The sequence below is a fragment of the Sphingomonas psychrotolerans genome (assembly GCF_002796605.1).
Classification (GTDB): Bacteria; Pseudomonadota; Alphaproteobacteria; order Sphingomonadales; family Sphingomonadaceae; genus Sphingomonas; species Sphingomonas psychrotolerans.
This window is the reverse complement of the sequence record NZ_CP024923.1, coordinates 3,438,162-3,464,226: the sequence shown is the minus strand read 5'-3', so window position 1 is coordinate 3,464,226 and position 26,065 is coordinate 3,438,162. Positions and strand designations below refer to the sequence as shown.

The following is a 26,065-nucleotide window of genomic DNA, read 5'->3' as shown; positions in this document are numbered from 1 at the left end:
CCAGTGGCGGATGCCCGCGGGATCGGGGCGCAGGCGGACACGTCCGCCGCTGCGAACGGCCCGCGGTGAGGCGCGGTCTTGACCCGCAACCAAATTGACTCCGATTGACTCGAAATGCGATCCGGGCGGCTGCGGTTGACCCGTCCGGGAATGCCGACAGGCAGAAACCGCGGGAATCTGCCGATTCTGGCTGGCCGGCGTTGGATCGTGTGCCGCGCTGGTGGTGCGTGCGTAACGTGCAGGTGGCGCGTGGATGCCGCGCGAGTGCGGCGCGCGCGGCGCCTGGCCGGCGCGTCGACGGTGCGTTGTCTCCCATTCGAAGGCGCTGAGGTTCGGGGTGCGATTCTACGGGCTCGGGCACCGGCAACACTCCCCCTCACCAGTCGTATTGCGGTCGGGACCCGGCCCCCGCGGGAGTGCGTGCATACGCGTGCGACCAACAGTATTAGTGGAACATATAGAGAACAATGCAATCCCTGGCGCATCTTTCGCGGGCGCATCTTTCCCGCTAGCGTAAGATCATGGAAAGCCGCCCCTATATCACCCGTTCGCTCTTCTTCCTCTCGATCTTCTACGGCGGCATGGTCTGCATCGCCGGGGTTCTCGGCAACAAGCAGGTGTCGCTGGGACCGATTTCGGCGATCGGCAATTGGGTGGGCGTCGGCCCGCTCGCGGTCGAGGCGGGGATCTTTGCCTTCCTTTTGCTGGTGGCAGTGTCGAGCGCGGTCGCCGAGCTCAACGGGCCAGAGACCGCGCGACGGCTGGTCGTCTGGGGCTTCATCCCTCTGATCACCTCGGTGCTGCTCTCGCTGCTGGTGCTCGCTTTGCCCGCCTCGCCGAGCATGGAGCTCGACCGGCTGCACGCCTTCGAGATGATGATGTCGGGGACGCCGCGCATCTGGCTGGGCGGGATCGTCGCCTACGGCATTTCGCAGATCCTCAACGTCACCATCTTCAGCGCGCTCAAGAGCGGCGGCGGCAAGCTGTTGTGGCTGCGCGCGGCGGTCGCGAGCATGCTCAGCCAGATCGCCGACACGCTGATCTTCATCACCATCGCGTTCTACGGGGTGTTTCCGATCACCGAATTGCTCGTCGGCCAGATGCTCACCAAGGTCGTGCTCAGCCTCGTGCTGGTGCCGCCGCTCATTTATTTCTTCGTCGGGCTCGGGCGCTTCCTCGATCGTCGGCGCTCGCTCTGACGGCTTGGGCTGGCCGCAACTTTGTCCTAAGGGCGCGCGATGACCGATAACGCACCCGATCCCGCGCTGCTCGCCAAGGCCGAGACGCTCACCGAAGCCCTGCCCTATCTGCAGCGTTACGCTGGCGCGACCTTCGTCGTGAAATATGGCGGCCACGCGATGGGCGATCCGGAGCTGGCGCGCGACTTCGCCGAGGACGTCGTGCTGCTCCAGGCCGTCGGGATCAACCCCATCGTCGTCCATGGCGGCGGTCCGCAGATCGGCGCGATGCTCAAGCGGCTGGGCGTCGAATCGCAATTCGTCGGGGGCTTGCGCATCACCGATGCCGAGACCGCCAAGATCGCCGAGATGGTCCTCGCCGGATCGATCAACAAGGAGATCGTCGGCTGGATCGGCCAGGCGGGCGGCAAGGGCGTCGGCATCTCGGGCAAGGATGCCGGCCTCGTCACTGCCGAGAAGGTCCAGGGCCGCGAGCCCAATCCGCTGAGCGGGATCGAGCGCCATGTCGATCTCGGCTTCGTCGGCGAGCCGGTCGCAGTCGATCCGGCGATTCTCCACTCGCTGGCGGCGCAGGGTTTCATCCCGGTCGTCGCCCCGATCGCGCTGGGCACCGATGGGCATACCTACAACATCAATGCCGACACGATGGCGGGCGCAATCGCCGGGGCGTGCGGCGCCAAGCGCTTCTTCCTGCTCACCGACGTGGCCGGGGTGCTCGACAAGTCCGGCGATCTGATGACCGATCTCGATCCCGCCGGCGTTGCCGCACTCAAGGCCGACGGCACCATCTCGGGCGGCATGATCCCCAAGGTCGAGACCTGCGTCGCCGCGGTCGAGGCGGGCGTGGACGCCGCAGTGATCCTCGACGGGCGGGTGCCGCATGCCATGCTGCTCGAGATCTTCACGCGGCGCGGCGCCGGCACGCTGGTCCACGCCTGAACCACACGCTATCTAGTGCCAATCACCTCTCACGGAGAACGGGTTTGATCCTGATCCTCGACATCCTCCAGATCATCCTGACCGTCATCTGGTGGATCATCATCGTCCAGGCCATCCTGTCGTGGCTGATCGCGTTCAACGTGATCAATACTCACAACGAATATGTCGGGGCGATCTGGCGCGCGCTGAAGACGATTACCGATCCGATCTATCGGCCGATCCGGCGGGTGCTGCCCGATTTCGGCGGGCTCGATCTTTCGCCGATGGTCGTGCTGGTGATCCTGCTGATCCTCCAGCAGGCGGTGCTGCCCGCACTCTACCGCATCGCTCTTGGCGGGCAGCTCTGAGCCGCGCGGGCGCAGCCTGGACGCTGCGCCGAGACGGGATCGAGATCGCTGTGCGCGTGACGCCGCGCGCGTCGCGTGACGGGTTCGCGCCAGGCACCGACGCGCATTTCGCCGCGCGGCTGGCGGCGCCTCCCGTCGAAGGCGCCGCGAACGCGGCTTTGGTGCCGCTGGTGGCCAAGGCTTTCGGCGTTCCCAAGCGCGCAGTTACCGTGATCGCGGGCGATACTGCCCGTCTCAAGCGGCTCGCCATCGCCGGCGACGCGCATGCGCTGGCGAAGATCGCCGCCAGCCTCTATGGACGCGAACCATGAGCGCAGCATCGATCGACGGCAAGGCATTCGCGGCGGGCCTCCGCGCCCGCATCGCAGAACGGGTTCCCACATTCCGGAAGGCGACCGGGCGCGCGCCCGGGCTCGCGGTGGTGCTGGTCGGCGAGGACCCCGCCTCGGCGGTCTATGTCCGTTCCAAGGGCAAACAGACCCGCGAGGCCGGGATGGAGAGCTTCGAGCACAAGCTGCCGGCCGACACCGACCAGGCGACCTTGCTGTCGCTGGTCGAGCAGCTCAACATGGATCCCGCGGTGGACGGCATCCTCGTCCAGTTGCCGCTCCCCGCGCATATCGACGCCGACGAAGTGCTGCTGCGGATCGACCCCGACAAGGACGTCGACGGCTTCCACCCGGTCAATGCCGGGCGTCTCGCCACCGGGCTGCCGGGCTTCGTGCCGTGCACGCCGCTCGGCTGCCTGATGCTGCTTGAAGACAGGCTCGGCGACTTGTCCGGGCTCGATGCGGTGGTAGTCGGCCGATCGAACATCGTCGGCAAGCCGATGGCGGCCTTGCTCACCGCGAAAAGCTGCACCGTCACCGTGGCGCATTCGCGCACGCATAATCTGCCGCATTATCTTCGCCATGCCGATATCGTCGTCGCCGCAGTCGGGCGCCCGCACTTCGTCAAGGGCGAATGGCTCAAGCCCGGCGCCACGGTGATCGACGTTGGCATCAACCGCACCGAGAACGGCCTCACCGGCGATGTCGACTTCGACAGTGCCGCGAGCGTGGCGGGCGCGATCACCCCGGTACCCGGCGGCGTCGGCCCGATGACGATCGCGGTGCTGCTCCGTAACACGCTGGTGGCGGCGCATCGCCGTGAGGGAGTCGCGCTCGAAGAAGGAGATATCTGATGTTGGCCCTTTTGCTGCTGCAAGTCGCCGCGCCGCAGACTGCGGTCGATGCCGAGCGCGCGTTCAACGCAGCGGCGCAGGAGAAGGGGCAGTGGACTGCGTTTCGAGATTACGCGGCGGCGGACGCGACGATGTTTGTTCCGCAGCCGGTGAAGGCCCAAGGCTGGCTCAAGGATCGCGAGGACCCGCCAAAATCCGTCGAGTGGTGGCCGACTGAAAGCTACGTCTCGTGCGACGGCAAGCTGGCAGTGAATACCGGTGGCGCGCACTGGCCCAGCGGCGCGGTCAGCTATTTCACCACCGTGTGGCGGCGCGAAGCGGACGGCAGCTGGAAGTGGATCGTCGATGGCGGCGACGCGCTCAAGGTTGCGCGCGAGCGCCCCGCGAAGCCAAAGGTGAAGCGCCCGTCCTGCCGTCGCCTCCCCTCTGGCGATGACGGCCGCATTCCCATAGGTCCTCACCTCACCGAGGATGGAGAAGGCACGTCACCGGATCGTTCGCTGCTGTGGGAATGGCATGTCATGCCTGATGGCCATCGGACTTTCCTGACGCATCTGTGGGACGGTGACGGATACGAAATTGTCTTGCTCGACGATATCGCAGCGCCCGCCAAATGATCGAACTCTATGTCTCCGCGTTCATCACCTTCTTCGTGGTGATCGATCCGCCCGGCTGCGCGCCGATCTTCGCGGGGCTCACCACCGGCGCGAGCGCGGTGCATCGCCGGACGATGGCAGTGCGTGCGGTGCTCGTCGCCTCGGCGATCCTGTTCGGCTTCGCGCTGTTCGGCGAGGCGTTGCTCAAGGCGCTGGGCATCAGCCTCAATGCCTTCCGCATCGCCGGGGGCATCATGCTGTTCCTGATCGCACTCGAGATGGTGTTCGAAAAGCGCACCGAGCGCCGCGAGGACCGCGCCGAGAAGATCCGCGCCGAGGAACCGGCCGACATCTCGATCTTCCCAATGGCGATGCCGATGATCGCCGGGCCGGGATCGATTGCCTCGGTGATGCTGCTGATGTCGCAGAGCAACGGCCTCGCCAATTCGGCGGTGGTGCTCGCCGCAATGGCGTCGATCCTCGCGCTGACCTTGCTCGCATTGCTGATCGCCGGGCCGATCATGCGCGTCGTCGGCGCCAAGATCGAAGCGGTGGTGTCGCGGCTGCTCGGCGTATTGCTCGCCGCGCTTGCCGCGCAGTTCGTGATCGACGGGCTGCGCGCCAGCTTCAGCGCCGGGGCAGTGCTTTCGGGGCACTGACGGGTGCGTCGGGCAAATCGTAGCGAATCCGCCACAAGCGGAACGGCGATTTCTCCGGCAACTTTACCGGTTCGAGCCAGTTGGGCACCTCGCCGCGATGCAGCTGGCCATAGAATCCGTTCGCATTGCGCGCGCGATAGACCGTGGTCTCGGCCATGTTCGGGCAGATCAGCAGATAGCGCGCCTTGTGCCGCGCCGCGATCGCCCGGAAGCCGCTCGTCTGGCCGGTAAAGGCGTGATGCACGTCGAGGATCGCATTGCCGTTGCGATGGTAAGGGCCGGCGACACCGTCATGATGCGTGATCGTGATCAGCCGCGGTCCCATGTCGACATGGCTGAACAGGATCGCCCGCGGGATCGTATTGAGCGGCCGCAGCGACGACATCCGTGCACAGGCGGCATTGGCCTGCGCGACCTTGTCGGGACCGGTCTTGCCCGGCTTGCCCTTTTCCGAGGGAATCCACGGCAGGACGAGGCCGGCGAAAAGGCCTGAAACGAGCAGGAAGGCAATCGCCGAGCCGAACACGCGGACCAGCATCGACGAACGGCCGAGGAACCACGGCACCACCAGCCACGCCAGCGCCGTTGCACCCGGTACGCTCAGCATCTGCGCGGCGGGTCCGGCGCGGATCTGCCAGAGCAGCATCGCCGCCGCGAACGCAGTGAACAAGGCGATCGTCGCCCACGCGACTGCCGCCTCGCTGCGCCGCGCGCGCCACGTCGCGACCAATGCGCCGATTATGCCGATCACCGGCAGCACTGCGATCGGGAATCCGGTCTTGAACGGATGGCGGTAGATCGGCCGCGCCTCGCGGACATTGTTGAGCCATGTCCGCGCCAGTTCGTCCGAGACTTGCTCCGGGCGGCCGAGGCATTGCGGGAATAGCAGCACGAACCCCGCGACGACGGCGCCGCCCGCCGCTGCCGTCAGCGCCAGACGAATCCAGCGATTTCCGATGTTTAGCAGCGACAGTGCGAAGAGTAATGTTCCCGCCGCGACCATCACGGTCAGCCACACCGGAGTCAGTGCGTCGCAGCGCAGTGCCTGGTTGGCATTCGAGGCGAACACAGCGAAGCCAAGCGCCGAACCGCCGGCGAGGCTCAGCCCATAAACCTGCATCCGCCGCGCGTCGCCGCCATCCCACACCCAGCGCAATGCGATGATCGCCCCCGCCATCGCGCAATAAGGCAGCATCTCGAGCCCGATGGTGAGCGACAATGCGCTCGACAGCCCGACGGTGGCGCCGCCGCGGGCGCGCCGCGTGTCGGCGAGACCCGCCACGGTGAGCGCGAGACAGGCAAGCTGCCAGCCATGATGATCGATGCGCATCGGCGCAAACATCAGCATCGTCGAGGTGCAGCCCATCAGGATGATCAGCGCCAGCGGCCAGGCGTGCGGCGCGATCAGCCGGCGGACGGTGAGGCTGAGCCCGGTCATCGTAAGCGCCAGCGGGAGCAAAGGCGCCAGCCCGCATGCCCATTTCTCCGCCTCCGCAGTCCCCAGGAACGGCTTGAGCAGCAGAATCAGCCCCGCGATCGGCAAGTCGACGATGCGTGACCAGTGGATGTCGAACCCGCCCATCGCCGGATCGAGCCGATACTGACGCAGATCGTACCAGCCCTGGCCGCCGAGCAGCGCGCGGACCTGCATCAGCCGCATATTGTCGTCGGTGTCGCCGAGCGCGAGCCAATGCACATTGCCCTGCCGCTGCCACAGATACCAGGCGATCACGCCGAGCCAGAACAACAGCATCCCGGTCAGCCAGCGCCGATCGAGTTCCTCTTTCACGCGCAAACCGCTTATCCCGCTCAGCTTCAAAATCGCTTTCCTCGCTCCGCGCTCCGCATTAGGGCGGCGCCCTGCGCGAGGGCAAGCTAGACTAGTGACCGCATTTCAGCATCGGATCGAATCATTGATGGCCAGCGGCGTGTTCGGCCAGCTGATCCGCTTCGGCATCGCCGGCGGCATCACCACCGGATTGTACACGCTCGTCTATTCTCCGCTGGCGGCGTTCAAGATCACTTCGGAGCAAGTCGCCAACATCTGCGGCTATCTGGTCGCGATGCTGTCGGGCTATCTGCTCCACAGCAAATGGAGCTTCCGCGGCCATGGCGCGGAGGCGACCAAGACGAGCTGGCGCTTCTTCCTCGTCTCGCTGGTGAGCTATGGGCTCAACACCGCCTTCGTCTGGCTGTTGACCGATGACGCGATGCTCGCGGGGCCGTGGTGGTGGCCGCTGATCCCGATCCTGTTCGTCACGCCGCTGGTCACTTTCGCGCTCAATCGCATCTGGGTATTCGGGTAAAATGGATCGCATCGTCTACGAGCGCATGGCCGCGCACGACACCACCCATTGGTGGTACCGCGCCCGCCGCGACATCCTCGCCGATTACCTCGCGCGCTGGGGCGATCTGCCGAAGGACGCGCACATCCTCGAGATCGGTTGCGGCACCGGGCACAATTTGCCGATGCTCGCGCAGTTCGGCGAGATCGACGCGATCGAGATCGACGAGACCGCCGGCGCCAAGGCGAGCGAGCGGCTGGGCAAACCGGTCGGCACCGCGCCGCTTCCCGAGCTCGTCGGAGTCGCGCCGGGCAGCTACGATATGGTCGCGGTGCTCGACGTGATCGAGCATGTCGAAGACGACGTGGCGGCGCTCAAGGCGATCGCGGCGGCGCTCAAGCCGGGCGGCAAGATCCTGATCACCGTGCCCGCGCACCAATGGATGTGGAGCGCGCACGACGTGGTCAACCACCACAAGCGTCGCTATTCGAAAGCGGGGTTCGCCGCATTGCTCGCAAAGTCGGGACTGGAGGGCCACAAGCTCGGTTACTTCAATTCGCTGCTCTTTCCGGTCGCAGTCGCGGCGCGCTTCGCCGGCAAGCTGATGGGCAAGGACGACAGCGACGATTCGCCGCCGCCCAAGCCGCTCAACACGTTGTTCGAAGGCATTTTCCGGCTCGAGCGCCACATGGTCGGCCGGGTACCGCTGCCGCCGGGGCTGTCGCTGATCGCGCTGGCTTCGGTGAAATAGCCGACCTCAGGCGGCACGCGAACGGCAGGGTGGCACGCGATCCCGGCGTTCGCCGGGATGACGACCCTATTCTCCCGTTTCGCTCCGCATCGTCTGCGGCGAGACGCTGACTTCGCCCGAATCCTCGAACCGATAGCCGAGCGAAGCGTGGCCCAGCACCGGACCGGCGACGTCCGCCACCAGATAAAGCGGCCGCCGCTTTGATTCGACGTAGAGCCGCCCGAGATACTCGCCGATCATCCCGAGCACGAACATCTGCACCGCGCCGAGCACCACCACGACGAGCATCAGCGAGGTCCAGCCGGGGATCGCCGCGCCGAACAGCCAGCCGATCAGGATGTAGAGCACGAGCAAGGCCGACGCGCCGGTGAGCAGCAGCCCGACATGGCTGGCGAAGCGCAAGGGCGCAGTCGAGAAGCCGGTAATCGCGTCGAGCGCGAAGCGGATCATCTTGCCGAGCGGATATTTGCTCTCGCCGGCGTGCCGCTCGTGCCGATCATAGGGAAACGGCACTTGCTTGAAGCCGATCCACGCCACCATCCCGCGGATGAACCGGGCCTGCTCGGGAAGCGACAGAAAAGCGTCGAGCGCGCGCCGGGTCATCAACCGGAAATCGCCGGTATCGAGCGGGATCGGCGTGTCGGTGATCCGATCGAGCATGCGATAGAAAAAGGCGGCGGTGATCTTCTTGAAGATCGTCTCGCCGTCGCGCTTGCGCCGCACCGCATAGACGACGTCCGCGCCCTGGCTCTTCATCGCGGCGCGCATGTCGGTCAGCAATTCGGGCGGATCCTGCAGATCGGCGTCGATGATCAGGATCTCGTCGCCCGCACACAGATCGAGCCCCGCAGTGAGCGCGAGCTGGTGGCCATGATTGCGCGACAGATTGATCGCGACGAGGCGTGGATCGCCTTCCGACAGCCGCTGCATCACTTTCCAGCTCGCGTCGCGCGAGCCGTCGTTGATCAGCACGATCTCGTAATCGCTCCCCACCGCCGCCTGCGCCGCGGCCGAAATGCGCCCGTGCAGCATCTCGAGGCATGCCTCTTCATTGTAGCAGGGAACGACGACGGAAAGCTTGGGTCTCTTCATGACCGGCCGCTGTAGCGCCGCGGGGGGCCGGCGTCACATGAAATTCGGCAGGTGCACCAGTCAGCCGCTCGATTCGTTACGGGATTGACCATAAGGGAGAACGCTCCTACCCGAAGGCTAATGCGAGTCAGTCGCACTAGCGAAAGGGGTCAGATGAAGCGGTGGGCAATGGGAGCCAGCATGTTGGCATGTGCTACGGCACTGCCGGCATGGGCGCAGGGAACGATGCAAACAGCGGTGATAAGCGACGACGTCGTCGACAATCGCCCGATCACCGTGACCGCGACACGCCAGCCACTGGCCACGGTCGATGCGCCGGCCACCGTGACGGTGATCGACGAGCGCCGCATCGCCGACGAGCTGGTGACCGACATCAAGGATCTCGTCCGGTTCGAACCAGGCATCAGCGTTCCCCGATCGCCGGCGCGGTTCGGCGCCGCGCTCGGCGCGACCGGCCGCGCGGGCAATGAAGGGTTCGTCATCCGCGGCATCGGCGGCAATCGCGTATTGATGCAGGTGGACGGCGTACGCGTGCCCGACGGCTTCAGCTTCGGTGCGCAGGCGGCGGGGCGCGGCGACTATGTCGATCTCGGGCTCATCAAATCGGTCGAGATCCTGCGCGGCCCGGCCTCGGCGCTGTACGGCAGCGACGGGCTGGCGGGGGCAGTGAGCTTCGTCACCAGCGATCCGGTCGATTTCCTGCACGACGGCCGCACGATCGGCGGCCTCTTCCGCGCCGCCTATAGCTCGGCCGACGCGGAATTCGCCGAAACCGCGATCCTGGCGGCGCGCAGCGGAAACTGGTCGGCGATGCTCGCCTATACGCGTCGCGACTGGTCGGAGCTCGACAACAAAAGCGAGGTCGGCGGCACCGGCACGGCCCGAACCGAGCCCAATCCGCAGGATGGCCGTTCGGACGCTTTGCTCGGGCGCATCGTCTATGCCCCGGGCAGCCACAAATTCCGCCTGACCGGCGAATATCTCGACACCCTGGTCACCACCGACGTGCTGAGCGGGCTCAGTTCGACAGTCGAACTGCTCCACGGCCGCGACACCGGCAAGCGCAAGCGCCTGTCGGGCGACTGGACGTGGCAGGGGACGGGCGCGATCAACTATGCGCGCATCGGCGTCTATTGGCAGGATGCGGAGGATCGCCAGTTCACCGACGAGGACCGCACCCCGGCGGCGGATCGCGAGCGGCTCAACACCTTCGAGAATCGAGTCTATGGCGCGGCGGCCGAAGTGCGCGGCGGCATTGGCGGCATCCGCCTCGTCGCCGGCGGCGACGTCAGCTTCACGCATCAGCAAGGGCTGCGCGACGGGGTGGTCCCGCCTGCCGGCGAGACCTTCCCGACGCGTGCCTTCCCCGAGACCGACTTCATGCTCGCGGGTCTGTTCGTCGGCGGCGAGCTCGACCTGGGGCCGCTCACGCTTTATCCGGCACTGCGCTTCGACGCCTATGATCTCGATCCCGAGGACGACCCGCTGTTGCCGACCTTCAAGGGCGCCGCGCAGGACGGATCGCATCTATCGCCCAAATTGGGCGCGGTGCTGCGGCTCGCCGATTCGGTCCGGCTGTTCGCCGATTACGCCGAGGGCTTCAAAGCGCCCTCGCCGAGCCAGGTGAACAATTTCTTCGAGAATCCGCCGGTCGGTTACCTCAGCATTCCCAATCCGAACCTGCGCCCCGAAACCAGCCGCAGCATCGAAGGCGGCGTGCGCTTCACCGGGCAATCGGCTTCGCTCGAGCTGACCGGCTACCATTCGGAATATGATGATTTCATCGAGCAGATCGAGACCACCGGCCGGCCCTTCCCGGTGCCGGGCAGCCCGTGGATCTATCAATGGGTCAATCTGACCGGCGCCGAAGTGAGCGGATTCGAGGCGCGGGGCGAAGTGCGCCCGGCGCCCGGCGTCAGCGCGACGCTCGCCCTAGCCTATGCCGAGGGTTCGGCGATCTCGGCGACAGGGGCGAAGACGCCGCTCCAGTCGGTCGATCCGTTCCGTGCCGTGTTGAGCCTCGGCTATGACGATCCCGGCCGCGCCTTTGGCGGGCGCTTCGCCGCTACCTATGGCGGCCAGAAGGAGAATAAGGAGACACGCGGATCGTCCTGCTATCCGCTGCCCGGCACCGCCACGCCCGTCCCGACGCCCGCTTGCTTCCGGGGCGACGACTATCTGGTTCTCGACATCACCGCATATTGGCGGGTGCTGCCGGATATCACTTTGCGCGCCGGCGTGTTCAACCTCACCGACCGCAAATATTGGCAATGGGCCGATATCCGCGGGCTCGCCACCAGTTCGCCGATCAAGGACGCCTATACACAGCCGGGCCGCAATGGCAGCGTCTCGCTCAGCGTCCGCTTCTGAAAGGAATGACGATGCACCATTTTCGCTTCGCCGCCGCATTGGCGCTGCTCGCGCCGCTCCCCGCTTTCGCGCAAGCCGCACCGGCGGCCGCGCCCGCCGCGACATTCGAAGCTGACCGCGCCGACATTCTGGGCATGGCCGGAAACTACAAGGTCAAGTTCGACATGCAGGAGGCGACCTCATGGCGTGCCGACTACACGCCGATCCCGGTCAAGGTCTCGGGCGGGTTCGAGGCGGTGCGGGTGATCGAGGACGCTGGCCGGGTCATCCGGCTCCAGCATCTGCTCGTCGTCGATGCCGGCGGCAAGCCGATGGTGATCAAGCATTGGCGGCAGGATTGGGAATATGAGCCCGCACGGGTGCTGACCTATGCCGGGCCGGACGCCTGGAGCTGGACCGCGCTCTCCCCCGAAGAGCGCAAGGGCGTCTGGTCGCAAACGGTATATCAGGTCGACGACAGCCCTCGTTATGGCGGCTGGGGCAAGTGGGAGACGGTCGGTGGTATACGCCGCTGGCAGTCCGGACAGAGCTGGCGGCCGCTCGCCCGGCGGGATGCCATCCGCGGGCCGGTCTATGACCGCTATCTCGGGATCAACCGGCACGCGCTGGCGCCCGCCGGCTGGATCCACTGGCAGGACAATCTCAAGATCGGCGACGTGAGCGGCAAGCTTGCGCCGATCGTGCAGGAATATGTTCTCAACAGCTACACGAAGAACGATGGGTTCGAAGTGAAGGCGGCCGAGGATTATTGGGCCGCGACCAAGGGCTATTGGGCCGCGATCCGCGCCGAATGGGACCGCATCGCCGCAGCCAAGGGCGGCATCCGCATCACCGAGGAGGCCGATCACGGCACCGTGATCAGCGGCCGCGTGCTCGAGATCGCCGACGAAGTGCAGTCCGGCAAGATCAAGGAAGCCGACGCGATCCGCACCGCCAAGGCGCTGATGGACCAGGCGACCAAGGCGGCGGGAGGCTAGAGTCCCTCTCGCGTCGGGAGTGCTCCGCGTCACCCTCACCCTTCCGCCGCTTCGCGGCTCCCTCCCTCTCCCGGTGGGAGAGGGACGTTAGGCCCTTTCGACCGAGTTCACGACGTCGGCCGCGCGCAGCGCTGCGAGCAATCGCATCAGATGCGTGGCGTTGCGGACCTCGAGGTCGATGGCGTTGGTGTGGAAAGTGGTGTCGCGATTGTCCATCCTGAGCCCGAGGATGTTGGCCTTCTGGCCGCCGATCAGCGTCGCCACCGCGCCCAGCGCGCCCGGCTCGTTCTTGAGCGTGACTGCGATCCGCGCGATGCCGCCCTCGGCCCGGTCGCCCCAGGTCAAGTCGACCCAATCCTCCTCGTCGGTTTCGCCCAGGCCGGCGCAATCGATGCGGTGGACCTCGATCGGCTCGCCGGGGCGGCGCACGCCGACGATGCGGTCGCCGGGGACCGGGCGGCAATCCTCGGAGAAATTGAAGGCGACGCCCGGAGTCAGCCCCTTGATATCGATCGCCCGCGCCTGGCTGGGCATTTCGTCTCCGGCGCCTTCGGTCGAGCCGGGCATCACCGCTTCCATCACTTGCCCATCGGTGAGCTTGCGCCGCGCGATCGCCTCCATCAGCGCGCCTTCATCGGGGAGCTTGAGCCGCTTGAGCGCGTCCTTGAGCGCCCCCTCGCCAGCCGGGGTCGGCAGCCGCTGGACGATCTCGTCATAGAGCTTGCGGCCGAGCGCCACGGTCTCGTCGCGCTCCTTGTGGCGGATGTGCCGCCGGATCGCCGCGCGCGCCTTGCCGGTGATCGCGAAGTTGAGCCAATTGGCCTGCGGCTCCTGCGCCTTCGAGCGGAGGATCGCGACCTGGTCGCCTTGCTCGATCTCGGTGCGCAGCGGCACCACCTTGCCGTTGACCTTGGCGCCGACCGCCTGATCGCCGAGATCGGTATGAACCGCATAAGCGAAGTCGATCGGCGTCGCGCCCTTGGGCAGCTGGATCAGCTCACCCTTCGGCGTGAAGGCGAAGATCCGGTCCTGGTACATCGCCATGCGAGTATGCTCGAGCAGCTCCTCGGGGCTCTCGGCGTGCTCGAGGATCTCGATGAGGTCGCGGATCCAGCTGACCTGGGTGTCCGGCCGCACCGAATCCTGCTTGTAGGCCCAGTGCGCCGCGAGGCCGAATTCGGCGCGCGCATGCATGTCGCGGGTGCGGATCTGGATTTCGACGCGGGTATCGCCGGCGTGCATGATCGTCGTGTGGAGCGAGCGATAGCCGTTGCGCTTGGGCGTCGAGATATAGTCCTTGAACCGCCCCGGCACCATCGGCCAGCGGCGATGGATCACCCCGAGCGCGCGGTAGCACGCCTCCTCGCTTTCGACGATCGCGCGGAAGGCCATGACGTCGGAGAGCTGCTCGAGCGACACGTGGCGCTCGGACATCTTCTTCCAGATCGAATAGGGATGCTTCTCGCGCCCCGAGATTTCGCCGTCGACTCCGCCGCGCGCGAGCAGCAGCTTGAGCCCCGAGGCGATCTTGGCGATGCGGTCCTCGCCCTCGACCTTCAGGCTCTCGAGCCGTTTGGTGATGCTCTCATAGGCCTCGGGCTCGAGCTCGCGGAAGGCGAGCGTCTGCATCTCCTTCATGAACTCGTACATGCCGATCCGCTCGGCGAGCGGGGCATAGATGTCCATCGTCTCGCGGGCGATACGTTTGCGCTTGTCCGGATTCTTGATGAAGTGGAGCGTGCGCATGTTGTGCAGCCGGTCGGCCAGCTTGACCAGCAGCACGCGGATGTCGTCGGACATCGCGAGCAGGAACTTGCGGAGATTTTCCGCCGCGCGCTCGCTCTCGGTCTGCGCCTCGATCTTGGAGAGCTTGGTGACGCCGTCGACCATCCGCGCGACATTGTCGCCGAACAACCGCCGGATCTCCTCGGGGGTCGCGACGGTATCCTCGATTGTGTCGTGGAGGATCGCCGTGGCGATCGTCTCGGCATCGAGATGCAAGTCGGTGAGGATGCCGGCGACTTCGATCGGATGGCTGAAATAGGGGTCGCCCGAGGCGCGCTTCTGGCTGCCATGAGCATTGACCGAGAAGACATAAGCGCGGTTGAGCAAAGCCTCGTCGGCTTCAGGGTCGTAGGACAGGACCCGATCTACAAGTTCATATTGACGCAGCACGGGGCCTAGATGGCGCCCCGTGCTGCTGCATTGCAATGTTTTTCGAGGCCTAGCGCGCCTTGGCGTTGCACCTGGCGAGCGCATCCGCGTCGAAGTTTGCGCCATTGGCGCGGAACGACGAGAGCTGGCCGACTTCGCGCGCGACGAGTTCGCAGACGATGTTGTCGCGGGCATTGGCTTTCGAAGCGACGCAGACGCCTTCGCCGCACTTCCAGATCGTCGAGCGCGTGACGAGGCTGTTCTTCTCCGGCGAAGTCATCGGCGTGGCGGTATAATAGCCGCGCGCGGTCTGCGCGAAGCCGGTCGCCGGGGTGAGCGCCAGCGTGGCCGCGGCAGCTGCCGCGACGGCAAGATATCGGGTCATGTCGTCCTCCTGGGGAACTTCCGGGCGCAACATCAGTTGCGAATCAATACCTAATTGACACACAAGTAAGTTGCAAGCAGAAACTATTGCTGCGTCGCAATGTGTTATGCCGTTTCTTGGGCCGGCGAATTGAGATAGGATATACAGTCATGGGTGGTGCGGTCCGAGAGTCGCTGCGCGAGCTGGCGAAAGAGTGCAGCCTTCCGGCGGCGCTGGAAGCGATGGGCGAGCGCTGGTCGTTCCTGATCCTGCGGGGATCGTTCAACGGCCTCTCCCATTTCGAGGAGTTCCAGTCCGAGCTCGGCATCGCGCGCAATATCCTCGCGAACCGGCTGGCACGGCTGGTCGACAAGGGCATTCTCGAGCGTCGGCCCTGCCCCGAGGATCGGCGAAAGATCGAATATCGCCTCACCGACAAGGGTTATGCGCTGCTACCGACGATGATCGCGCTCCGGCAATGGGGCGAACGCTGGGAAACCTGCGTGCCGGCTTTTCCGGTGCTGGTCGACGCCCGTGATCGCCGCCCGATCGCGCCGGTGACGGTGCAGGCACATGACGGCCGCGTGCTCCAGAAAGGCGACCTCGTATGGGCGCTCCCCGAAGACATTGCCGAGGACGAGCCCGAGGCGCGCGCCGCCGAATAGGCCCTCGCCCGGCGCGGTTCGGGGACGTCGACGGCTTCTCGACAGCTGCGCGGCAACCAACCCGTCGCGCGCCGCGCGTGCTGCGGCGCAAGATTCCAGTCCCATTTACGCTTCGTTAACGTTTGACGTTCATCTTTCGGCAATAGTTTTCGACAATCCGGACGTTGATCGAGGGGTGGCCAATGTATCGGCGCATCGTCACGCTTATGTTATGTGCAATGCTCGGCGCCTGTGCGACGAAGGCACCGCCGCGGGTGGTGCTGATCAGCACGGTCACGGTCGAGGAGCCGCCTGCATGGCGCGCTTCGATCAGCCCTGAGGACGAGACGCGACTGGAAGGTCTGCGCAAGAGCTGGACGGGCCTTCACGCGAAACTGTCGCCCCGCGTCCGGACGGCGCAGGGCAAGCTGGTCGATCCAGCCGCCGGTCTCGACCTGCCCAGCCTCACCCCCGGCTCCTATCGCTGCCGCGTGGTGCGGCTGCGCACGCCGCCGCGTGGTTCTGCCACCGTCCGCAGCTCGACCAGCGACTATTGCTTCATATCCGGCACGGCCGACGGGATCGCATTCGTCAAGCAGACCGGCAGCGATCCGGCAGCGGGCTATTTCTATCCGGACGGGAAGCGGTATGTCTTTCTCGGCGCCCGCCAGCGCCGGCCGGGCGACAATTCGCTGGGTTATGGCAACGAGCCTGCCCGCGACATGGTCGGCGTCGTCGAGCGCGTCGGCGGCTTCCGCTGGCGGCTCGCGGTCGCCGGGGCCGATTCCCGCCAGCTCGACATCTACGAACTCACCCCGGTTCCCGCCGATCAGCAGCCGCGCGGCTGATCAGGGCAATCAGCACCAGGGCTGGCGGCGCCCGGTCCAGTGGCGCGCCAGTCCTTCGTCGACCAATTGCCCGCCCAGCGAGCGCCCGTCGCGCGTGACGATACGCAGCTTGCGTCCGTAGCGATCGGTATCGCGATCGGCGATCTGCAGCGTCACCGGGCCGTGATTGAGCAGCGCCTGCAGCCGCTCGGTCGCGGCGCTGCCCAACCGGGCTTCTTCGGCGCAGCGCGGTGGATGCGTCTCGGGCGCGTCGATATCGGCGATGCGGATGCGCTCGCCACCCAGCCAGAAGGTGTCGCCGTCGACCACGCAATTGGTTCCCCCGCCGCTGTGGCAGAAGCCGAACCGCGCGGAGACATTCGCGGAAGCGGGGCTCGCACTCCGCCTGTCGCTAATCTGGATCCGCGGCGGACCTTCCTGATCCTCGAGCAATTCGGCCGACCTGCGCGATTCGGCCCATGGATCGACTGTGTCCGGGAGCGCAGACGGCGGCGCGTCGATCGGTCCGCGCCATTCGCCGCTTAGCCGCAGTCCAAGCACACCACCGACAAGTACGACGACCACCAACGCGGCCCGGAAGTCGAGACGGGCGCGGCGACGCCAGCGCGTGCGGCGTATCTGCCGGTGGAAATCGGGGGAGTGCCGCATCCCGCGAGGTTAAGCGGGCGAGGTAACCAAAACGTATCCGCGCCGTTGGCCGCACAGACATCTCCGTTTCGGAGGCACTTTCGTCCGAAGCGGACGCGAACCATGCCAGGATGCGCGCATGGCAGAGGGCGGTACTCCTCGGGTAGAATATGCGTGCGAACGGTGCGGCAGCGTGGCCGTGACGCGCGACGCTTGGGCGGAATGGAACCTGGAAAGCCAGACCTGGGCCCTCAGCGAAATATTCGACTTCGCCTTCTGCCATACCTGCCACCGCGAAGCCCGGCTGACCCAGCGGGCGCGGCGCTAGGCGGGAAGGGAAATCCTCCCCCGGAGGGGGAGGATTGAAGGATCGATCGCGCCCTATCCCTCTACCCCCAGCTGCCACAGGAGGAACGCCATCTCGTCGGCGGATTCCTTCAGGCTCTCCCAGCGGCCCGATTTGCCGCCATGTCCCGCGCCCATATTGGTCTTGAGCAGCAGCACGTTCGCATCTGTCTTCGTGGCGCGCAGTTTCGCCGCCCATTTGGCCGGCTCCCAATAGGTCACCCGCGGATCGTTGAGCCCTCCCGAGATGAACAAGGGGGGGTAAGCCTGCGCCCGCACATTGTCGTAGGGCGAATAGGAACGGATCAGTGCGAACGCCTTGGGATCCTCGACCGGATTGCCCCATTCGGGCCATTCGCCCGGGGTGAGCGGCAGGCTCTCGTCGAGCATCGTGTTGAGCACGTCGACGAACGGCACATCGGCGACCACCGCCCCCCATAGATCGGGGTCCGAATTGACCACCGCGCCCATCAATTCGCCGCCCGCCGAGCGTCCCGCGATCGCGATCCCGCCTTGGTGGGTGAAGCCCCGCGCGATCAGCCCCTTGGCCACGTCGACGAAATCGTTGAACGTGTTTTCGCGCTTGTCGAGCTTGCCGTCGTGATACCATTGCTGGCCGAGATCGTCGCCGCCGCGAATATGCGCGATCGCAAAGGCGATGCCGCGGTCGAGGAACGACATCCGGCTGGTCGAGAAGCCCGGCGGGATCGCATGACCATAGGCGCCATAGGCGTAGAGATAGAGCTTGCCGCTGCCATCGCGCGGGAAGTCCCTGGGATAGACGATCGAGACCGGCACCTCGGTCCCGTCGCGCGCCGCGATCTTGAGCCGCTCGGTACGGTATTTCGACGCGTCATAGCCGCTCGGAATCTCCTGCACCTTGAGCGTCTCGAGTTCGCCTGTGGCCACGTCGTAATCCTGCACGGTGCCCGGCGTGACCATCGATTCGTAGCTCAGCCGAATCTTGTCCATCGCATATTCGGGATTGTCGCCGATCCCCGCGACATAGCTCGCCTCGGGGAATTTGAGCCGTACCGGTGCAATTGCGGGATCGTAGCGATGCAGCTGGACCTGATCGAGACCGTCCTCACGCCCCTCGACGATGAAGAAATCGGCGAAGCAGGCCACGCCGGTCATGTAGAAATGCTTCGATGGGCCGATTCGCTCGATCCATTCGCCGGGATTGGCGATGCTGGCGGTGACCAGCCGGAACTGCGGATCCACGTCGTTGGTGTGGATGAACAAAGTGTCGCCATGCACGTCGACATCATATTCGCGGCCGCGCTTGCGCGGGCTGACCATGATCGGCTCAGCCAGCGGATCATGTGCGGGATAGAGCCGGATCTCGCTGGTTTCGTGATCGCTGGTGGTCAGGAAGATCCACTTGCGGTCGCTGCTCAGCTCGGCACCCACCGAGAAGCCCAGTTCCTCCTCATGATAGACCACGACATCGCCGACAGGGCTGGTGCCGAGCCGATGCAGCTTGACCGTCCGCGTCCGCCAATTCTCGTCGGTCACGCCATAGAGTATCGCGTCGCCGCCGGCGGTGAAGACGATGTTGCCAATCGTGCCTTCGATCGAGACATCGCCCCATTTGCCCGCCACCCCTTCGATCGTCTCGCCGATCGGGGCACCGCCGCCCAGATCCTTGAAGCGGATCGTGTAGCGCTCCGATCCATCCTCGTCGGTCGACCAGGCCATCAGCGCGCCGTCCTCGCTGATCGTGATGGCACCGACGCGGAAATATTCCTTGCCCGCGGCCAGCGCCGGCTCATCAAGGATCAATTGGTCCTCGCCGCCCGCCACCGGCTTGCGCCACCAGCGCGGATACTCGCCGCCGGTCTCGTAATCGGTCCAGTAGAGCCAGTCGCCGTCCTTTTGCGGCACGGTCGATTCGTCTTCCTTGATTCGCCCGCGCATCTCCTCGAACAGCCGCTCGCTGAGGGGCTTGAGCGGCGCCATCACGGCTTCGAAATAGCTATTCTCTTGCTCGAGATAGCCCAGCACATCCTTGTCGGTGACTTCGGGATAGCCGGGGTCGCGCAGCCACGCCCAGGGATCCTCGATCACCGTGCCATGGACGGTAAAGCTGTGCGGGCGCGTCGCGGCGATTGGGGGCTTGGGAAGATCGGTCATTTCCCGCCCTTATCGCAGCTTGGGCCCGTGTCGAACCCCCGAGCATCGCGTCAGGCGCGCGGCAGCACCGGCTGCACACCCCCGCTGGCGCGCACGATCCGGTTCCGTCCGGCCTGCTTGGCCTCGAAAAGCGCCTTGTCCGCGCAGCCGAGCACGTCGTCGAGCGCCTCGCCGCCGAAGCCACAGATGCCCGCCGAGCAGGTCAGCGCCTGCCCATCGAGCATGATCAGCGGGGTATCGATCAGCCGCTGGTTGACGCGCGCGAGCACCCGCGCCGCCTCGTCTTCGGTCGCGCCGCGAAACAGCACTGCGAACTCCTCACCGCCCCAACGCGCGACCAGGTCGCCGCGACGCAACTCGGACGAGAGCCGCGCGGCGAAATCGCGCAGCACACGGTCGCCCTCGTCATGCCCGAAACGGTCGTTGAGTGCCTTGAACCGGTCGAGGTCGATCAACGCAATCGTACCGCGCCGCTCGGCGGGCAGGAAGTCGCCGATGTCGGCGACGAAGCCGCGCCGGTTGCGCACCCCGGTGAGCAGATCCTCCTTCGCTGCGAGATCGAGCTCGCGCATCCGCGCCTCGGCGGCGCTCGCCGCGCGATTCACGCTGCCGAGCAGAGTGCCGATCACGTCATCGCCGGTGCCGGAGAGCGGCGCGGGCGCCGCCTGCGCGACAGGGAGCGGCGCCAGCATCGCGCCGATGCCGAACAACGCGACCGCCATCCCGATCGCCGTCGCCAGCAACAGCAGCAGGAAACCGGCGAGCGCCAGTCGCCCGGTCGCGGCGCCCCAGCCGACATAAGCGAGCAGCGGCAGATTCGTCGCCACGAAGCAGATCGCGAACAGGCGCAGCCGGAAGCCGGGCGGGAACACGAACAAGCTGGCGAGATAGAAGCGCATGATCCCCGCATCCTGATGGCGATCGTCGCCTATCCGACGAATCGCCTCAACATATGCAAAACAGTAAAGCTTAACGCAGCGGTTCGAGGCCGGTCGGGCGCGGTCAGCTCGATCGGCCGCGTGCCGTCACCGGCCAGGTCTCGGCGATCCTGTCGCCATCGAGCACATGATAAAGGTCGTAGAGATTGACGGTCGGGTCGCAATGCGGCGGCATCAACGTCACGCGGGCGCCGAGTTCGGGCAGATCGTCGCCCAGCAATGCGCCATGCTCGTCGCCGGTAAAGACGTAGCGGCTCGCCGGTGCACCGGCGAGGACCACCGGCACGCCTGCGTCGGTCGCGAACGCCTTCAGCCCCGAATCGATCGTCACCATCCCCGGGGTGTTCGCGCTCACCACCGTGGCGTCGACGAACAAAGCGGGTTCGAAGTGCGGGCCGGCGAGTTCACAATCCACATATTCGCGATCGAGGAAGATGTACGATCCGACCTGCAGCTCGGTGAACGCGCCGAGCGACGCGTCGATCGCGAAGGTTCCGGTGCCGCCGCCCGTCACGATCGGCACCGCGAACCCGGCTTCGCGCAGCGCCGCGAGCACCGTGCCGAGATAGGCTGTGCGTTCGACGATCGCCGCGCGCCGTTCGGCGAGGCTCTGGATGTGCTGGTGCGAGCCGCAATAATATTGCACCCCGGCCAGCCGCAGAATGCCGGTCTCCGCAATCGCCTGCGCCAACGCGACCGCCGCCGCCGGCGACGTCACCCCGGTGCGGTGGCTGCCCGGATCGACATCGATGAACACGCGGAGCGGCGCGTCCACGCCTTGCCCGAGCAGCCGCGCATTGACTGGATGATCGACCACGACCGACAGGGCGATCCGCCGGTTGAGCGCCGCCAGCCGCGCGATCGCCGAAGCCGTCACCACCGGCGAAGTGAGGTGACTGTCGCGCACGCCCTCCTCTGCCAGCGCCTCGGCCTCGGCCAGCTTGGCGCAGCAGATGCCGGCGGCGCCCGCGGCGATCTGGCGCCGCGCGATGTCGGCGCTCTTGTGCGTCTTGGCGTGCGGCCGAAGCGCGATGCCATGCGCCGCCGCGAACGCGGCCATCGCGGCGATGTTGCGCTCGAGTGCTGCGCGATCGACGATCAGGGCGGGCGTGGGCAGGTCGGCGCGGAGAAGCGGAAGGTTCATCGTCAGGGCATAGCGCTTCCCAATCGCGATTCCATCGGCCAAACGGTCGTCAATCAAGCTGCCGACTCACGGCGCCGATCCCGGAGTCCGCGGCCGACCCGATGTTCGAGGAACCGCCATGTCCAGCTATGCCGACCGCCTGCACGCCCTTCGCGAACAGCTGAAGCGCGACCGGCTCGACGGCTTCGTCGTGCCGCTCACCGACGAGCACATGTCCGAATATGTCGGCGCCTATGCCCAACGCCTCGCCTGGCTGACCGGATTCCAGGGCAGCGCCGGCAGCGCGGTGGTGCTGTCGAGCGCGGCGGCGATCTTCACCGACGGGCGCTACACGCTCCAGGTGCGCCAGCAGGTTTCGGCCGACCAATGGCAATATGTCTCCGTCCCCGGCACCAGCATGGCCGGCTGGCTGGGCGAACACGCCCCCGATGGCGGGCGGATCGGCTATGATCCGTGGCTGCACACGCGCGCCTGGGTCGAGGAGGCAAAGAAGGCCCTCGCCGAAAAGGGCGCGGAGCTGCTCGCAGTGGATACGAACCCAGTCGATGCGGTCTGGCCCGATCGCCCTGCCCCCTCCGACGCGACGCTGCGCGTCCAGGACGATGCCGCGGCCGGGCGGACGTCCGCCGCCAAGCGCGCCGAGATCGCCGAGTGGCTCACCGCGCGAAAGGCGGACGCCGTGGTGCTGTCGGCGCTCGATTCGATCGCCTGGGCATTCAATATTCGCGGCAACGACGTGAGCCATACCCCGGTCGCGCTCGCTTATGCGATCGTCAACGCCGACGGCACCGCCGATTTGTTCGTCGCGCCGGAAAAGATCACCGATACCGTCCGCCAGCATCTCGGCAACGCGATCCGCGTCCATGATCGCGCGGCGTTCGCGCCGGCGCTCACGGGCTTTGCGGGCAAGCGCGTCGCCGCCGATCCCGAGCGCGCGGTCGCCGCGATCTTCGATTCGCTCGATGCCGGCGGCGCGAAAGTGCTGAGCCTGCGCGACCCTGTCGTCCTCGCCAAGGCACTCAAGAACCCCGCCGAGATCGCCGGGCACAGGGCCGCGCAGGCCCGCGATGGCGCGGCGCTGATGCGCTTCCTCAAATGGTTCGAGGAGACCGCGCCGGCCGGCGGACTCAGCGAGATGTCGGCCGCCGCGAAGCTCCAGCAGTTCCGCGAAGCGACCGGATTGCTCAAGGATCTGAGCTTCGACACCATCTCCGCCACCGGGCCGAACGGCGCGATCCCGCATTATAAGGTCACCGAGGAATCGAGCCTCCCAATCGAACCGGGCCAGCTCTACCTCGTCGATTCGGGTGGCCAATATGCCGACGGCACCACCGACGTGACTCGCGTCATGCCGGTGGGCGATCCGACCCCGGAAATGAAGGATCGCTTCACCCGCGTGCTCAAGGGGCATATCGGCATCGCCACCGCGCTGTTCCCCGACGGCACCACCGGCGCGCAGCTCGACAGTTTCGCGCGGGCGCCGCTCTGGGAAGTGGGGCTCGATTTCGGCCATGGCACCGGCCACGGCGTGGGCGCCTATCTCTCGGTCCATGAAGGGCCCCAGCGCATCGCCCAGCCCTTTTACCCGGGCGGCCAGAGCCTCGAGCCGCTTCGCGCCGGCATGTTCCTGTCGAACGAGCCGGGCTATTACAAAGCCGGCGAATACGGCATCCGCATCGAGAATCTGGTGCTGATCGTCCAAGCCGAAGTTCCCGGTGCCGAGCAGCCTATGCTGGCTTTCGAAACCCTGACTTTCGCCCCCATCGAGCGGCGGCTGATCGAGCCGGCGCTGTTAACCTCAAAGGAACTTCAGTGGCTTAATGCGTATCACGCGCGGGTCCTCGAAGTGGTGGGCCCGCAATTGGGCGAGGAAGAACGGCTATGGTTGGAAGCGAAGGTCGCGCCAATCGGATGATGTGGTTTCTGGCAGGTGCCGTCTCGATGGCGATGTACCTGATGGGTCCCCACGTCATCATCGACAAAGGCTATGCCTTGGGATCGTTCGCCGCGGGCTGGGTGCAGTCGCGCTGAGGCTCCGCCTCGGCCGACTGCGCGCGCGCCTGTTGTTTACGTTTCCTCAGATTGGCCCGCAGCGCCTCGGCGCGCCGGGCCTGTTTTTCCGTATCGTTCATGCGGAGCATCGATAAACCGGCCGGCTTCGGGTTGACAATCACTCACCCCCAAGCACATAGGCCCCTCCCGCCCGGTCCCCGACCGGCGAGTGCTGCCGTAGCTCAGTGGTAGAGCGCATCCTTGGTAAGGCTGAGGTCGTGAGTTCAATCCTCACCGGCAGCACCATTTTTCCCGTGATTTAGCGAGATCTCCTCGGCCCCGGGGCCGCTCGGGTCGCACCGGGGTAACACGCGCGACCAATGTGACGCCCACGGTGCCCGCCAATCGCTACGGCCGCACGACTTCGCCGTCTTCCTTCGTGAATTCGGTCGGAACGCAGTCTAGCAGCGGCAACACGGCTTCGGACGGCCGACATAGCTTCGTGCCCTTCGGCGTCGCCACGATCGGTCTGTTCACCAGGATCGGGTGTTCGATCATGGCTTCCAAGATCGCTTCATCGGACGCCGACGTATCGAGCAAGCCAAGTTCAGCGGCGGGCGTGCCCTTCTCGCGCATTACGTCACGCGGCTTCGCCCCCATTGCGGCTAGCAGTTGGTCAAGCTGCGGCCGTGTCCAGCCGGCTTTGCGATACTCGACAACCTTAGGCGCGTATCCGGCCGATTCGATCATCGCGAGCGTGTTGCGCGAGGTGCCGCAATCGGGGTTGTGATAGATCGTGATCGGGAATTCGTCGGTCACTGTGGGCTTTCCTCTTTCAATAGCCAGCCGAAAAACGCGATGGCCGCGAGGGTGCCGACAAGCTGCCCCGCGATGAAGACGGCGATCGACGCGGGCGCGATCCCGGCGAAGGTGTTCGACAAGCTTCGGGCGATCGTCACGGCCGGGTTCGCGAAGGACGTTGACGCCGTGAACCAATATGCGGCGGTGATGTAGAGTCCCACAGCGATCGGCGTGAACTCGGGGCGATGGCGTTGCGTGCTGAAGATCGTCCCGACCAGGCCGAAGGTGGCGACGCATTCGGCGAAGCCTTGCGGAAGGCCGTCGCGCGCCTTGCTCGATATCTGAAGGATCGGTTCGGCGAACATGGCGTGTGCTGCCCATACCCCAATAATCGCCCCGGCTACCTGCGCAGTGACGTAGAGGATCGCGACACGCGCTGTCGTGTCGCGTTTCAGCAAGACGGCCAATGTCACCGCCGGGTTGAAGTGCGCGCCGGAAACGGGTCCGAACATATGGATAAGGACGATCAGCCCCGCGCCGGTTGCGATCGTATTCCCGAGCAATGCGACCGCACCATTCCCGGCCGCGAGCCGTTCGCCCATGATCCCCGAACCGACAATGATCGCGAGCAACATCGCCGTACCGGCGAACTCGCCAGCGATGCGCCGCGATAGCGTCACGAACAGCAATCGGCGTTGGTCGCGAGTTCGCCAAGCGAACCGCATATCTCGGGGCGCCCGGCGCAACAGTCGGCGACAAGGAAGCCGAGAAGATCGCGCATCCCGTCATAGTCGGCCGAATAGATCACCGAACGGCCGTCGCGTCGCGATCGGATCAACCCCGCATTGCCGAGGATCGTCAAATGCGTCGAAAGCGTATTGGGAAGCGCTCCAACTTCGCGAGCAATATTGCCCGCCGCCATGCCATCCGAACCGGCCCGCACTAGCAGACGGAAGACGGCAAGACGGCTGGCATGTGCGAGGCCGGACAGCGCCTCTACGGCCATGGGCAACTGCATTAGCAGCAAGCCGCCTTCGGGGCTGCATCGGGGATCATTTCGTCTACGCCGTATGCGGTCGCTTCGCCATGCGTGAAGAAGGTTTCCCAACGAACGCCTGCGGTGTCCGTAACCCATGACTTGTCGGACTTCGCGTAGCAGCACGTCGTTGCCTCTTGATCGAACGTCGTTGATCCTGCGGCCTTCAACCGCGTAGCGAGTTCGGCGAGTTCGTCGGCGCTATCGACCTGGACGCCGACATGATCGATCCCGGTTGCCCGAGCCCGCGACGATATGGCGAGATTGACGCGCGGGTCTTCAAGCATCCACTTCGCATAATCGTCCTTCACGACGGCCGGGGGCGCGTCGAACAAGGTGCTGTAGAATGCGATTGCCTGTTCGATGTTCGGCACACTGACGTGCATGTGAAGGCGCTTCATGGTCGCTATCTCCGTTGCTTCGATGTTTCGAATATTCCCGAAATATCGATTCGGCAAGCGGTGAATGCGGCGATTTATCGCGTTCGTGATACCCCGAAACTTCGGCAAACCGCCATGTTCGTAAACCTTGATCTAAAGTGATTATCTTGCCATCTTCCTGCCTCACCCTCGCCTTCGGGGGGCAGCTGTCGTGAGTTCAATCCTCACCGGCAGCACCATCCCTTCTTGCAAGCCGCC

At 65.7% G+C, this 26,065-nt stretch carries 27 protein-coding genes and 1 tRNA gene; 15 read left to right on the top strand and 13 right to left on the bottom strand.

Annotated features, from left to right (window positions below; translation table 11 throughout):
* The first annotated feature begins 521 nt into the window (after window positions 1-521).
* From CVN68_RS15795 to CVN68_RS15765, 7 genes are read left to right on the top strand one after another with little or no spacing between them, the layout of a single operon-like run.
* Window positions 522-1,199 carry a queuosine precursor transporter gene (locus CVN68_RS15795; RefSeq protein ID WP_100283047.1) on the top strand — a complete coding sequence of 226 codons (678 nt, stop codon included), beginning with the start codon at window positions 522-524 and terminating at the stop codon, window positions 1,197-1,199.
* Between the two features lie 39 nt (window positions 1,200-1,238).
* The gene (argB, locus tag CVN68_RS15790; protein WP_100283046.1) at window positions 1,239-2,138 is read left to right on the top strand and encodes an acetylglutamate kinase; all 900 of its coding nucleotides are present in this window, start codon (window positions 1,239-1,241) and stop codon (window positions 2,136-2,138) included.
* Window positions 2,139-2,182: 44 nt separating this feature from the next.
* Window positions 2,183-2,485, top strand: a complete 303-nt coding sequence (locus CVN68_RS15785) for a YggT family protein (RefSeq protein WP_100283045.1) — start codon at window positions 2,183-2,185, stop codon at window positions 2,483-2,485.
* Window positions 2,486-2,541: 56 nt separating this feature from the next.
* Window positions 2,542-2,796: a DUF167 domain-containing protein gene (locus CVN68_RS15780; protein ID WP_233503382.1), complete on the top strand. Its 255-nt coding sequence runs from the start codon at window positions 2,542-2,544 to the stop codon at window positions 2,794-2,796.
* Window positions 2,793-3,668, top strand: a complete 876-nt coding sequence (folD, locus tag CVN68_RS15775; RefSeq protein WP_100283044.1) for a bifunctional methylenetetrahydrofolate dehydrogenase/methenyltetrahydrofolate cyclohydrolase FolD — start codon at window positions 2,793-2,795, stop codon at window positions 3,666-3,668. The genes CVN68_RS15780 and folD overlap by 4 nt, the downstream gene beginning before the upstream one ends.
* Window positions 3,668-4,285, top strand: coding sequence for a Cif family virulence factor (locus tag CVN68_RS15770; protein WP_100283043.1), 618 nt, complete (start codon window positions 3,668-3,670; stop codon window positions 4,283-4,285). The genes folD and CVN68_RS15770 overlap by 1 nt, the downstream gene beginning before the upstream one ends.
* Entirely contained in the window at window positions 4,282-4,923 is a 642-nt protein-coding gene (locus CVN68_RS15765) for a MarC family protein (protein WP_100283042.1), read from the top strand. Before CVN68_RS15770 ends, CVN68_RS15765 begins: the two co-directional genes overlap by 4 nt.
* Here CVN68_RS15765 and CVN68_RS15760 read toward each other — a convergent pair.
* Window positions 4,892-6,676 (bottom strand): hypothetical protein, encoded by a 1,785-nt coding sequence (locus tag CVN68_RS15760; protein WP_100284455.1) that lies wholly within the window; start codon window positions 6,674-6,676, stop codon window positions 4,892-4,894. The two genes, CVN68_RS15765 and CVN68_RS15760, sit on opposite strands and share 32 nt — an antisense overlap.
* A 163-nt stretch (window positions 6,677-6,839) precedes the next feature.
* Between CVN68_RS15760 and CVN68_RS15755 the strand changes: the two genes are divergently transcribed.
* A complete protein-coding gene (locus CVN68_RS15755; RefSeq protein WP_233503381.1) occupies window positions 6,840-7,229 on the top strand; it encodes a GtrA family protein in 390 nt (129 codons plus the stop codon).
* Window position 7,230: 1 nt separating this feature from the next.
* The gene (locus CVN68_RS15750; protein ID WP_100283041.1) at window positions 7,231-7,959 is read left to right on the top strand and encodes a class I SAM-dependent methyltransferase; all 729 of its coding nucleotides are present in this window, start codon (window positions 7,231-7,233) and stop codon (window positions 7,957-7,959) included.
* Between the two features lie 66 nt (window positions 7,960-8,025).
* Here the strand turns inward: CVN68_RS15750 and CVN68_RS15745 are convergent, their stop codons facing one another.
* Window positions 8,026-9,051: a glycosyltransferase family 2 protein gene (locus CVN68_RS15745; RefSeq protein WP_100283040.1), complete on the bottom strand. Its 1,026-nt coding sequence runs from the start codon at window positions 9,049-9,051 to the stop codon at window positions 8,026-8,028.
* Between the two features lie 180 nt (window positions 9,052-9,231).
* On the opposite strand from CVN68_RS15745, the gene CVN68_RS15740 reads away from it, so the two are divergent.
* Both CVN68_RS15740 and CVN68_RS15735 read left to right on the top strand, forming a co-directional pair.
* A complete protein-coding gene (locus CVN68_RS15740) occupies window positions 9,232-11,421 on the top strand; it encodes a TonB-dependent receptor domain-containing protein (RefSeq protein ID WP_100284453.1) in 2,190 nt (729 codons plus the stop codon).
* A gap of 5 nt (window positions 11,422-11,426) precedes the next feature.
* Window positions 11,427-12,398: a DUF6607 family protein gene (locus tag CVN68_RS15735; protein ID WP_407695513.1), complete on the top strand. Its 972-nt coding sequence runs from the start codon at window positions 11,427-11,429 to the stop codon at window positions 12,396-12,398.
* Window positions 12,399-12,485: 87 nt separating this feature from the next.
* Here CVN68_RS15735 and CVN68_RS15730 read toward each other — a convergent pair whose 3' ends face one another.
* Complete coding sequence (locus CVN68_RS15730; protein ID WP_100283039.1) at window positions 12,486-14,573, bottom strand: RelA/SpoT family protein; 2,088 nt, start codon at window positions 14,571-14,573, stop codon at window positions 12,486-12,488.
* A gap of 49 nt (window positions 14,574-14,622) precedes the next feature.
* Window positions 14,623-14,937, bottom strand: coding sequence for a CC_3452 family protein (locus tag CVN68_RS15725; protein ID WP_100284451.1), 315 nt, complete (start codon window positions 14,935-14,937; stop codon window positions 14,623-14,625).
* A 149-nt stretch (window positions 14,938-15,086) separates the two neighbouring features.
* On the opposite strand from CVN68_RS15725, the gene CVN68_RS15720 reads away from it, so the two are divergent.
* Entirely contained in the window at window positions 15,087-15,581 is a 495-nt protein-coding gene (locus CVN68_RS15720) for a winged helix-turn-helix transcriptional regulator (protein ID WP_100283038.1), read from the top strand.
* Between the two features lie 182 nt (window positions 15,582-15,763).
* Window positions 15,764-16,408: a DUF4893 domain-containing protein gene (locus tag CVN68_RS15715; RefSeq protein WP_100283037.1), complete on the top strand. Its 645-nt coding sequence runs from the start codon at window positions 15,764-15,766 to the stop codon at window positions 16,406-16,408.
* 9 nt (window positions 16,409-16,417) lie between these two features.
* On the opposite strand, the gene CVN68_RS15710 is transcribed toward CVN68_RS15715, so the two are convergent.
* The 4 genes from CVN68_RS15710 to CVN68_RS15695 form a co-directional block, all read right to left on the bottom strand.
* Window positions 16,418-17,056 (bottom strand): thermonuclease family protein, encoded by a 639-nt coding sequence (locus CVN68_RS15710; RefSeq protein WP_100283036.1) that lies wholly within the window; start codon window positions 17,054-17,056, stop codon window positions 16,418-16,420.
* 360 nt (window positions 17,057-17,416) lie between these two features.
* On the bottom strand, window positions 17,417-19,516 hold the full coding sequence (locus CVN68_RS15705; protein WP_100283035.1) for a S9 family peptidase: 2,100 nt from the start codon (window positions 19,514-19,516) through the stop codon (window positions 17,417-17,419).
* Window positions 19,517-19,566: 50 nt separating this feature from the next.
* Window positions 19,567-20,415 (bottom strand): GGDEF domain-containing protein, encoded by an 849-nt coding sequence (locus tag CVN68_RS15700; protein WP_100283034.1) that lies wholly within the window; start codon window positions 20,413-20,415, stop codon window positions 19,567-19,569.
* Between the two features lie 103 nt (window positions 20,416-20,518).
* Window positions 20,519-21,598, bottom strand: coding sequence for an alanine racemase (locus CVN68_RS15695; protein WP_100284450.1), 1,080 nt, complete (start codon window positions 21,596-21,598; stop codon window positions 20,519-20,521).
* Between the two features lie 118 nt (window positions 21,599-21,716).
* Between CVN68_RS15695 and CVN68_RS15690 the strand changes: the two genes are divergently transcribed.
* On the top strand, window positions 21,717-23,513 hold the full coding sequence (locus CVN68_RS15690) for an aminopeptidase P family protein (protein ID WP_100283033.1): 1,797 nt from the start codon (window positions 21,717-21,719) through the stop codon (window positions 23,511-23,513).
* Window positions 23,514-23,583: 70 nt separating this feature from the next.
* On the opposite strand, the gene CVN68_RS23685 is transcribed toward CVN68_RS15690, so the two are convergent.
* Window positions 23,584-23,730 carry a hypothetical protein gene (locus CVN68_RS23685; protein WP_199560097.1) on the bottom strand — a complete coding sequence of 49 codons (147 nt, stop codon included), beginning with the start codon at window positions 23,728-23,730 and terminating at the stop codon, window positions 23,584-23,586.
* Window positions 23,731-23,821: 91 nt separating this feature from the next.
* Between CVN68_RS23685 and CVN68_RS15685 the strand changes: the two genes are divergently transcribed.
* Window positions 23,822-23,896, top strand: a tRNA-Thr gene (locus CVN68_RS15685).
* Between the two features lie 102 nt (window positions 23,897-23,998).
* On the opposite strand, the gene CVN68_RS15680 is transcribed toward CVN68_RS15685, so the two are convergent.
* From CVN68_RS15680 to CVN68_RS15665, 4 genes are all read right to left on the bottom strand, one after another.
* Window positions 23,999-24,340 (bottom strand): arsenate reductase family protein, encoded by a 342-nt coding sequence (locus tag CVN68_RS15680; protein WP_233503727.1) that lies wholly within the window; start codon window positions 24,338-24,340, stop codon window positions 23,999-24,001.
* A 65-nt stretch (window positions 24,341-24,405) separates the two neighbouring features.
* Window positions 24,406-25,071, bottom strand: coding sequence for an MIP/aquaporin family protein (locus CVN68_RS15675; protein WP_324871845.1), 666 nt, complete (start codon window positions 25,069-25,071; stop codon window positions 24,406-24,408).
* Window positions 25,068-25,397, bottom strand: coding sequence for an ArsR/SmtB family transcription factor (locus CVN68_RS15670; RefSeq protein WP_233503380.1), 330 nt, complete (start codon window positions 25,395-25,397; stop codon window positions 25,068-25,070). The genes CVN68_RS15675 and CVN68_RS15670 overlap by 4 nt, the downstream gene beginning before the upstream one ends.
* Window positions 25,398-25,408: 11 nt before the next feature.
* Window positions 25,409-25,828, bottom strand: coding sequence for an ArsI/CadI family heavy metal resistance metalloenzyme (locus tag CVN68_RS15665; RefSeq protein ID WP_100284449.1), 420 nt, complete (start codon window positions 25,826-25,828; stop codon window positions 25,409-25,411).
* Window positions 25,829-26,065 lie beyond the last annotated feature (237 nt).

Excerpts from the sequence above, each read along its gene's own strand:
- CVN68_RS15770 (WP_100283043.1), top strand. The coding sequence starts at position 3,668 with ATGTTGGCCCTTTTGCTGCTGCAAGTCGCCGCGCCGCAGACTGCGGTC.
- CVN68_RS15740 (WP_100284453.1), top strand. The coding sequence starts at position 9,232 with ATGTTGGCATGTGCTACGGCACTGCCGGCATGGGCGCAGGGAACGATG.
- folD (WP_100283044.1), top strand. The coding sequence starts at position 2,793 with ATGAGCGCAGCATCGATCGACGGCAAGGCATTCGCGGCGGGCCTCCGC.
- CVN68_RS15690 (WP_100283033.1), top strand. The coding sequence starts at position 21,717 with ATGTCCAGCTATGCCGACCGCCTGCACGCCCTTCGCGAACAGCTGAAG.
- CVN68_RS15750 (WP_100283041.1), top strand. The coding sequence starts at position 7,231 with ATGGATCGCATCGTCTACGAGCGCATGGCCGCGCACGACACCACCCAT.
- CVN68_RS15765 (WP_100283042.1), top strand. The coding sequence starts at position 4,282 with ATGATCGAACTCTATGTCTCCGCGTTCATCACCTTCTTCGTGGTGATC.
- CVN68_RS15760 (WP_100284455.1), bottom strand. The coding sequence starts at position 6,676 with ATGCTGTTGTTCTGGCTCGGCGTGATCGCCTGGTATCTGTGGCAGCGG.
- CVN68_RS15755 (WP_233503381.1), top strand. The coding sequence starts at position 6,840 with ATGGCCAGCGGCGTGTTCGGCCAGCTGATCCGCTTCGGCATCGCCGGC.
- CVN68_RS15665 (WP_100284449.1), bottom strand. The coding sequence starts at position 25,828 with ATGAAGCGCCTTCACATGCACGTCAGTGTGCCGAACATCGAACAGGCA.
- CVN68_RS15695 (WP_100284450.1), bottom strand. The coding sequence starts at position 21,598 with ATGAACCTTCCGCTTCTCCGCGCCGACCTGCCCACGCCCGCCCTGATC.
- argB (WP_100283046.1), top strand. The coding sequence starts at position 1,239 with ATGACCGATAACGCACCCGATCCCGCGCTGCTCGCCAAGGCCGAGACG.
- CVN68_RS15795 (WP_100283047.1), top strand. The coding sequence starts at position 522 with ATGGAAAGCCGCCCCTATATCACCCGTTCGCTCTTCTTCCTCTCGATC.
- CVN68_RS15725 (WP_100284451.1), bottom strand. The coding sequence starts at position 14,937 with ATGACCCGATATCTTGCCGTCGCGGCAGCTGCCGCGGCCACGCTGGCG.
- CVN68_RS15735 (WP_407695513.1), top strand. The coding sequence starts at position 11,427 with ATGACGATGCACCATTTTCGCTTCGCCGCCGCATTGGCGCTGCTCGCG.
- CVN68_RS15670 (WP_233503380.1), bottom strand. The coding sequence starts at position 25,397 with ATGGCCGTAGAGGCGCTGTCCGGCCTCGCACATGCCAGCCGTCTTGCC.
- CVN68_RS15700 (WP_100283034.1), bottom strand. The coding sequence starts at position 20,415 with ATGCGCTTCTATCTCGCCAGCTTGTTCGTGTTCCCGCCCGGCTTCCGG.
- CVN68_RS15715 (WP_100283037.1), top strand. The coding sequence starts at position 15,764 with ATGTATCGGCGCATCGTCACGCTTATGTTATGTGCAATGCTCGGCGCC.
- CVN68_RS15720 (WP_100283038.1), top strand. The coding sequence starts at position 15,087 with ATGGGTGGTGCGGTCCGAGAGTCGCTGCGCGAGCTGGCGAAAGAGTGC.
- CVN68_RS15745 (WP_100283040.1), bottom strand. The coding sequence starts at position 9,051 with ATGAAGAGACCCAAGCTTTCCGTCGTCGTTCCCTGCTACAATGAAGAG.
- CVN68_RS23685 (WP_199560097.1), bottom strand. The coding sequence starts at position 23,730 with ATGAACGATACGGAAAAACAGGCCCGGCGCGCCGAGGCGCTGCGGGCC.
- CVN68_RS15705 (WP_100283035.1), bottom strand. The coding sequence starts at position 19,516 with ATGACCGATCTTCCCAAGCCCCCAATCGCCGCGACGCGCCCGCACAGC.
- CVN68_RS15680 (WP_233503727.1), bottom strand. The coding sequence starts at position 24,340 with ATGATCGAATCGGCCGGATACGCGCCTAAGGTTGTCGAGTATCGCAAA.
- CVN68_RS15710 (WP_100283036.1), bottom strand. The coding sequence starts at position 17,056 with ATGCGGCACTCCCCCGATTTCCACCGGCAGATACGCCGCACGCGCTGG.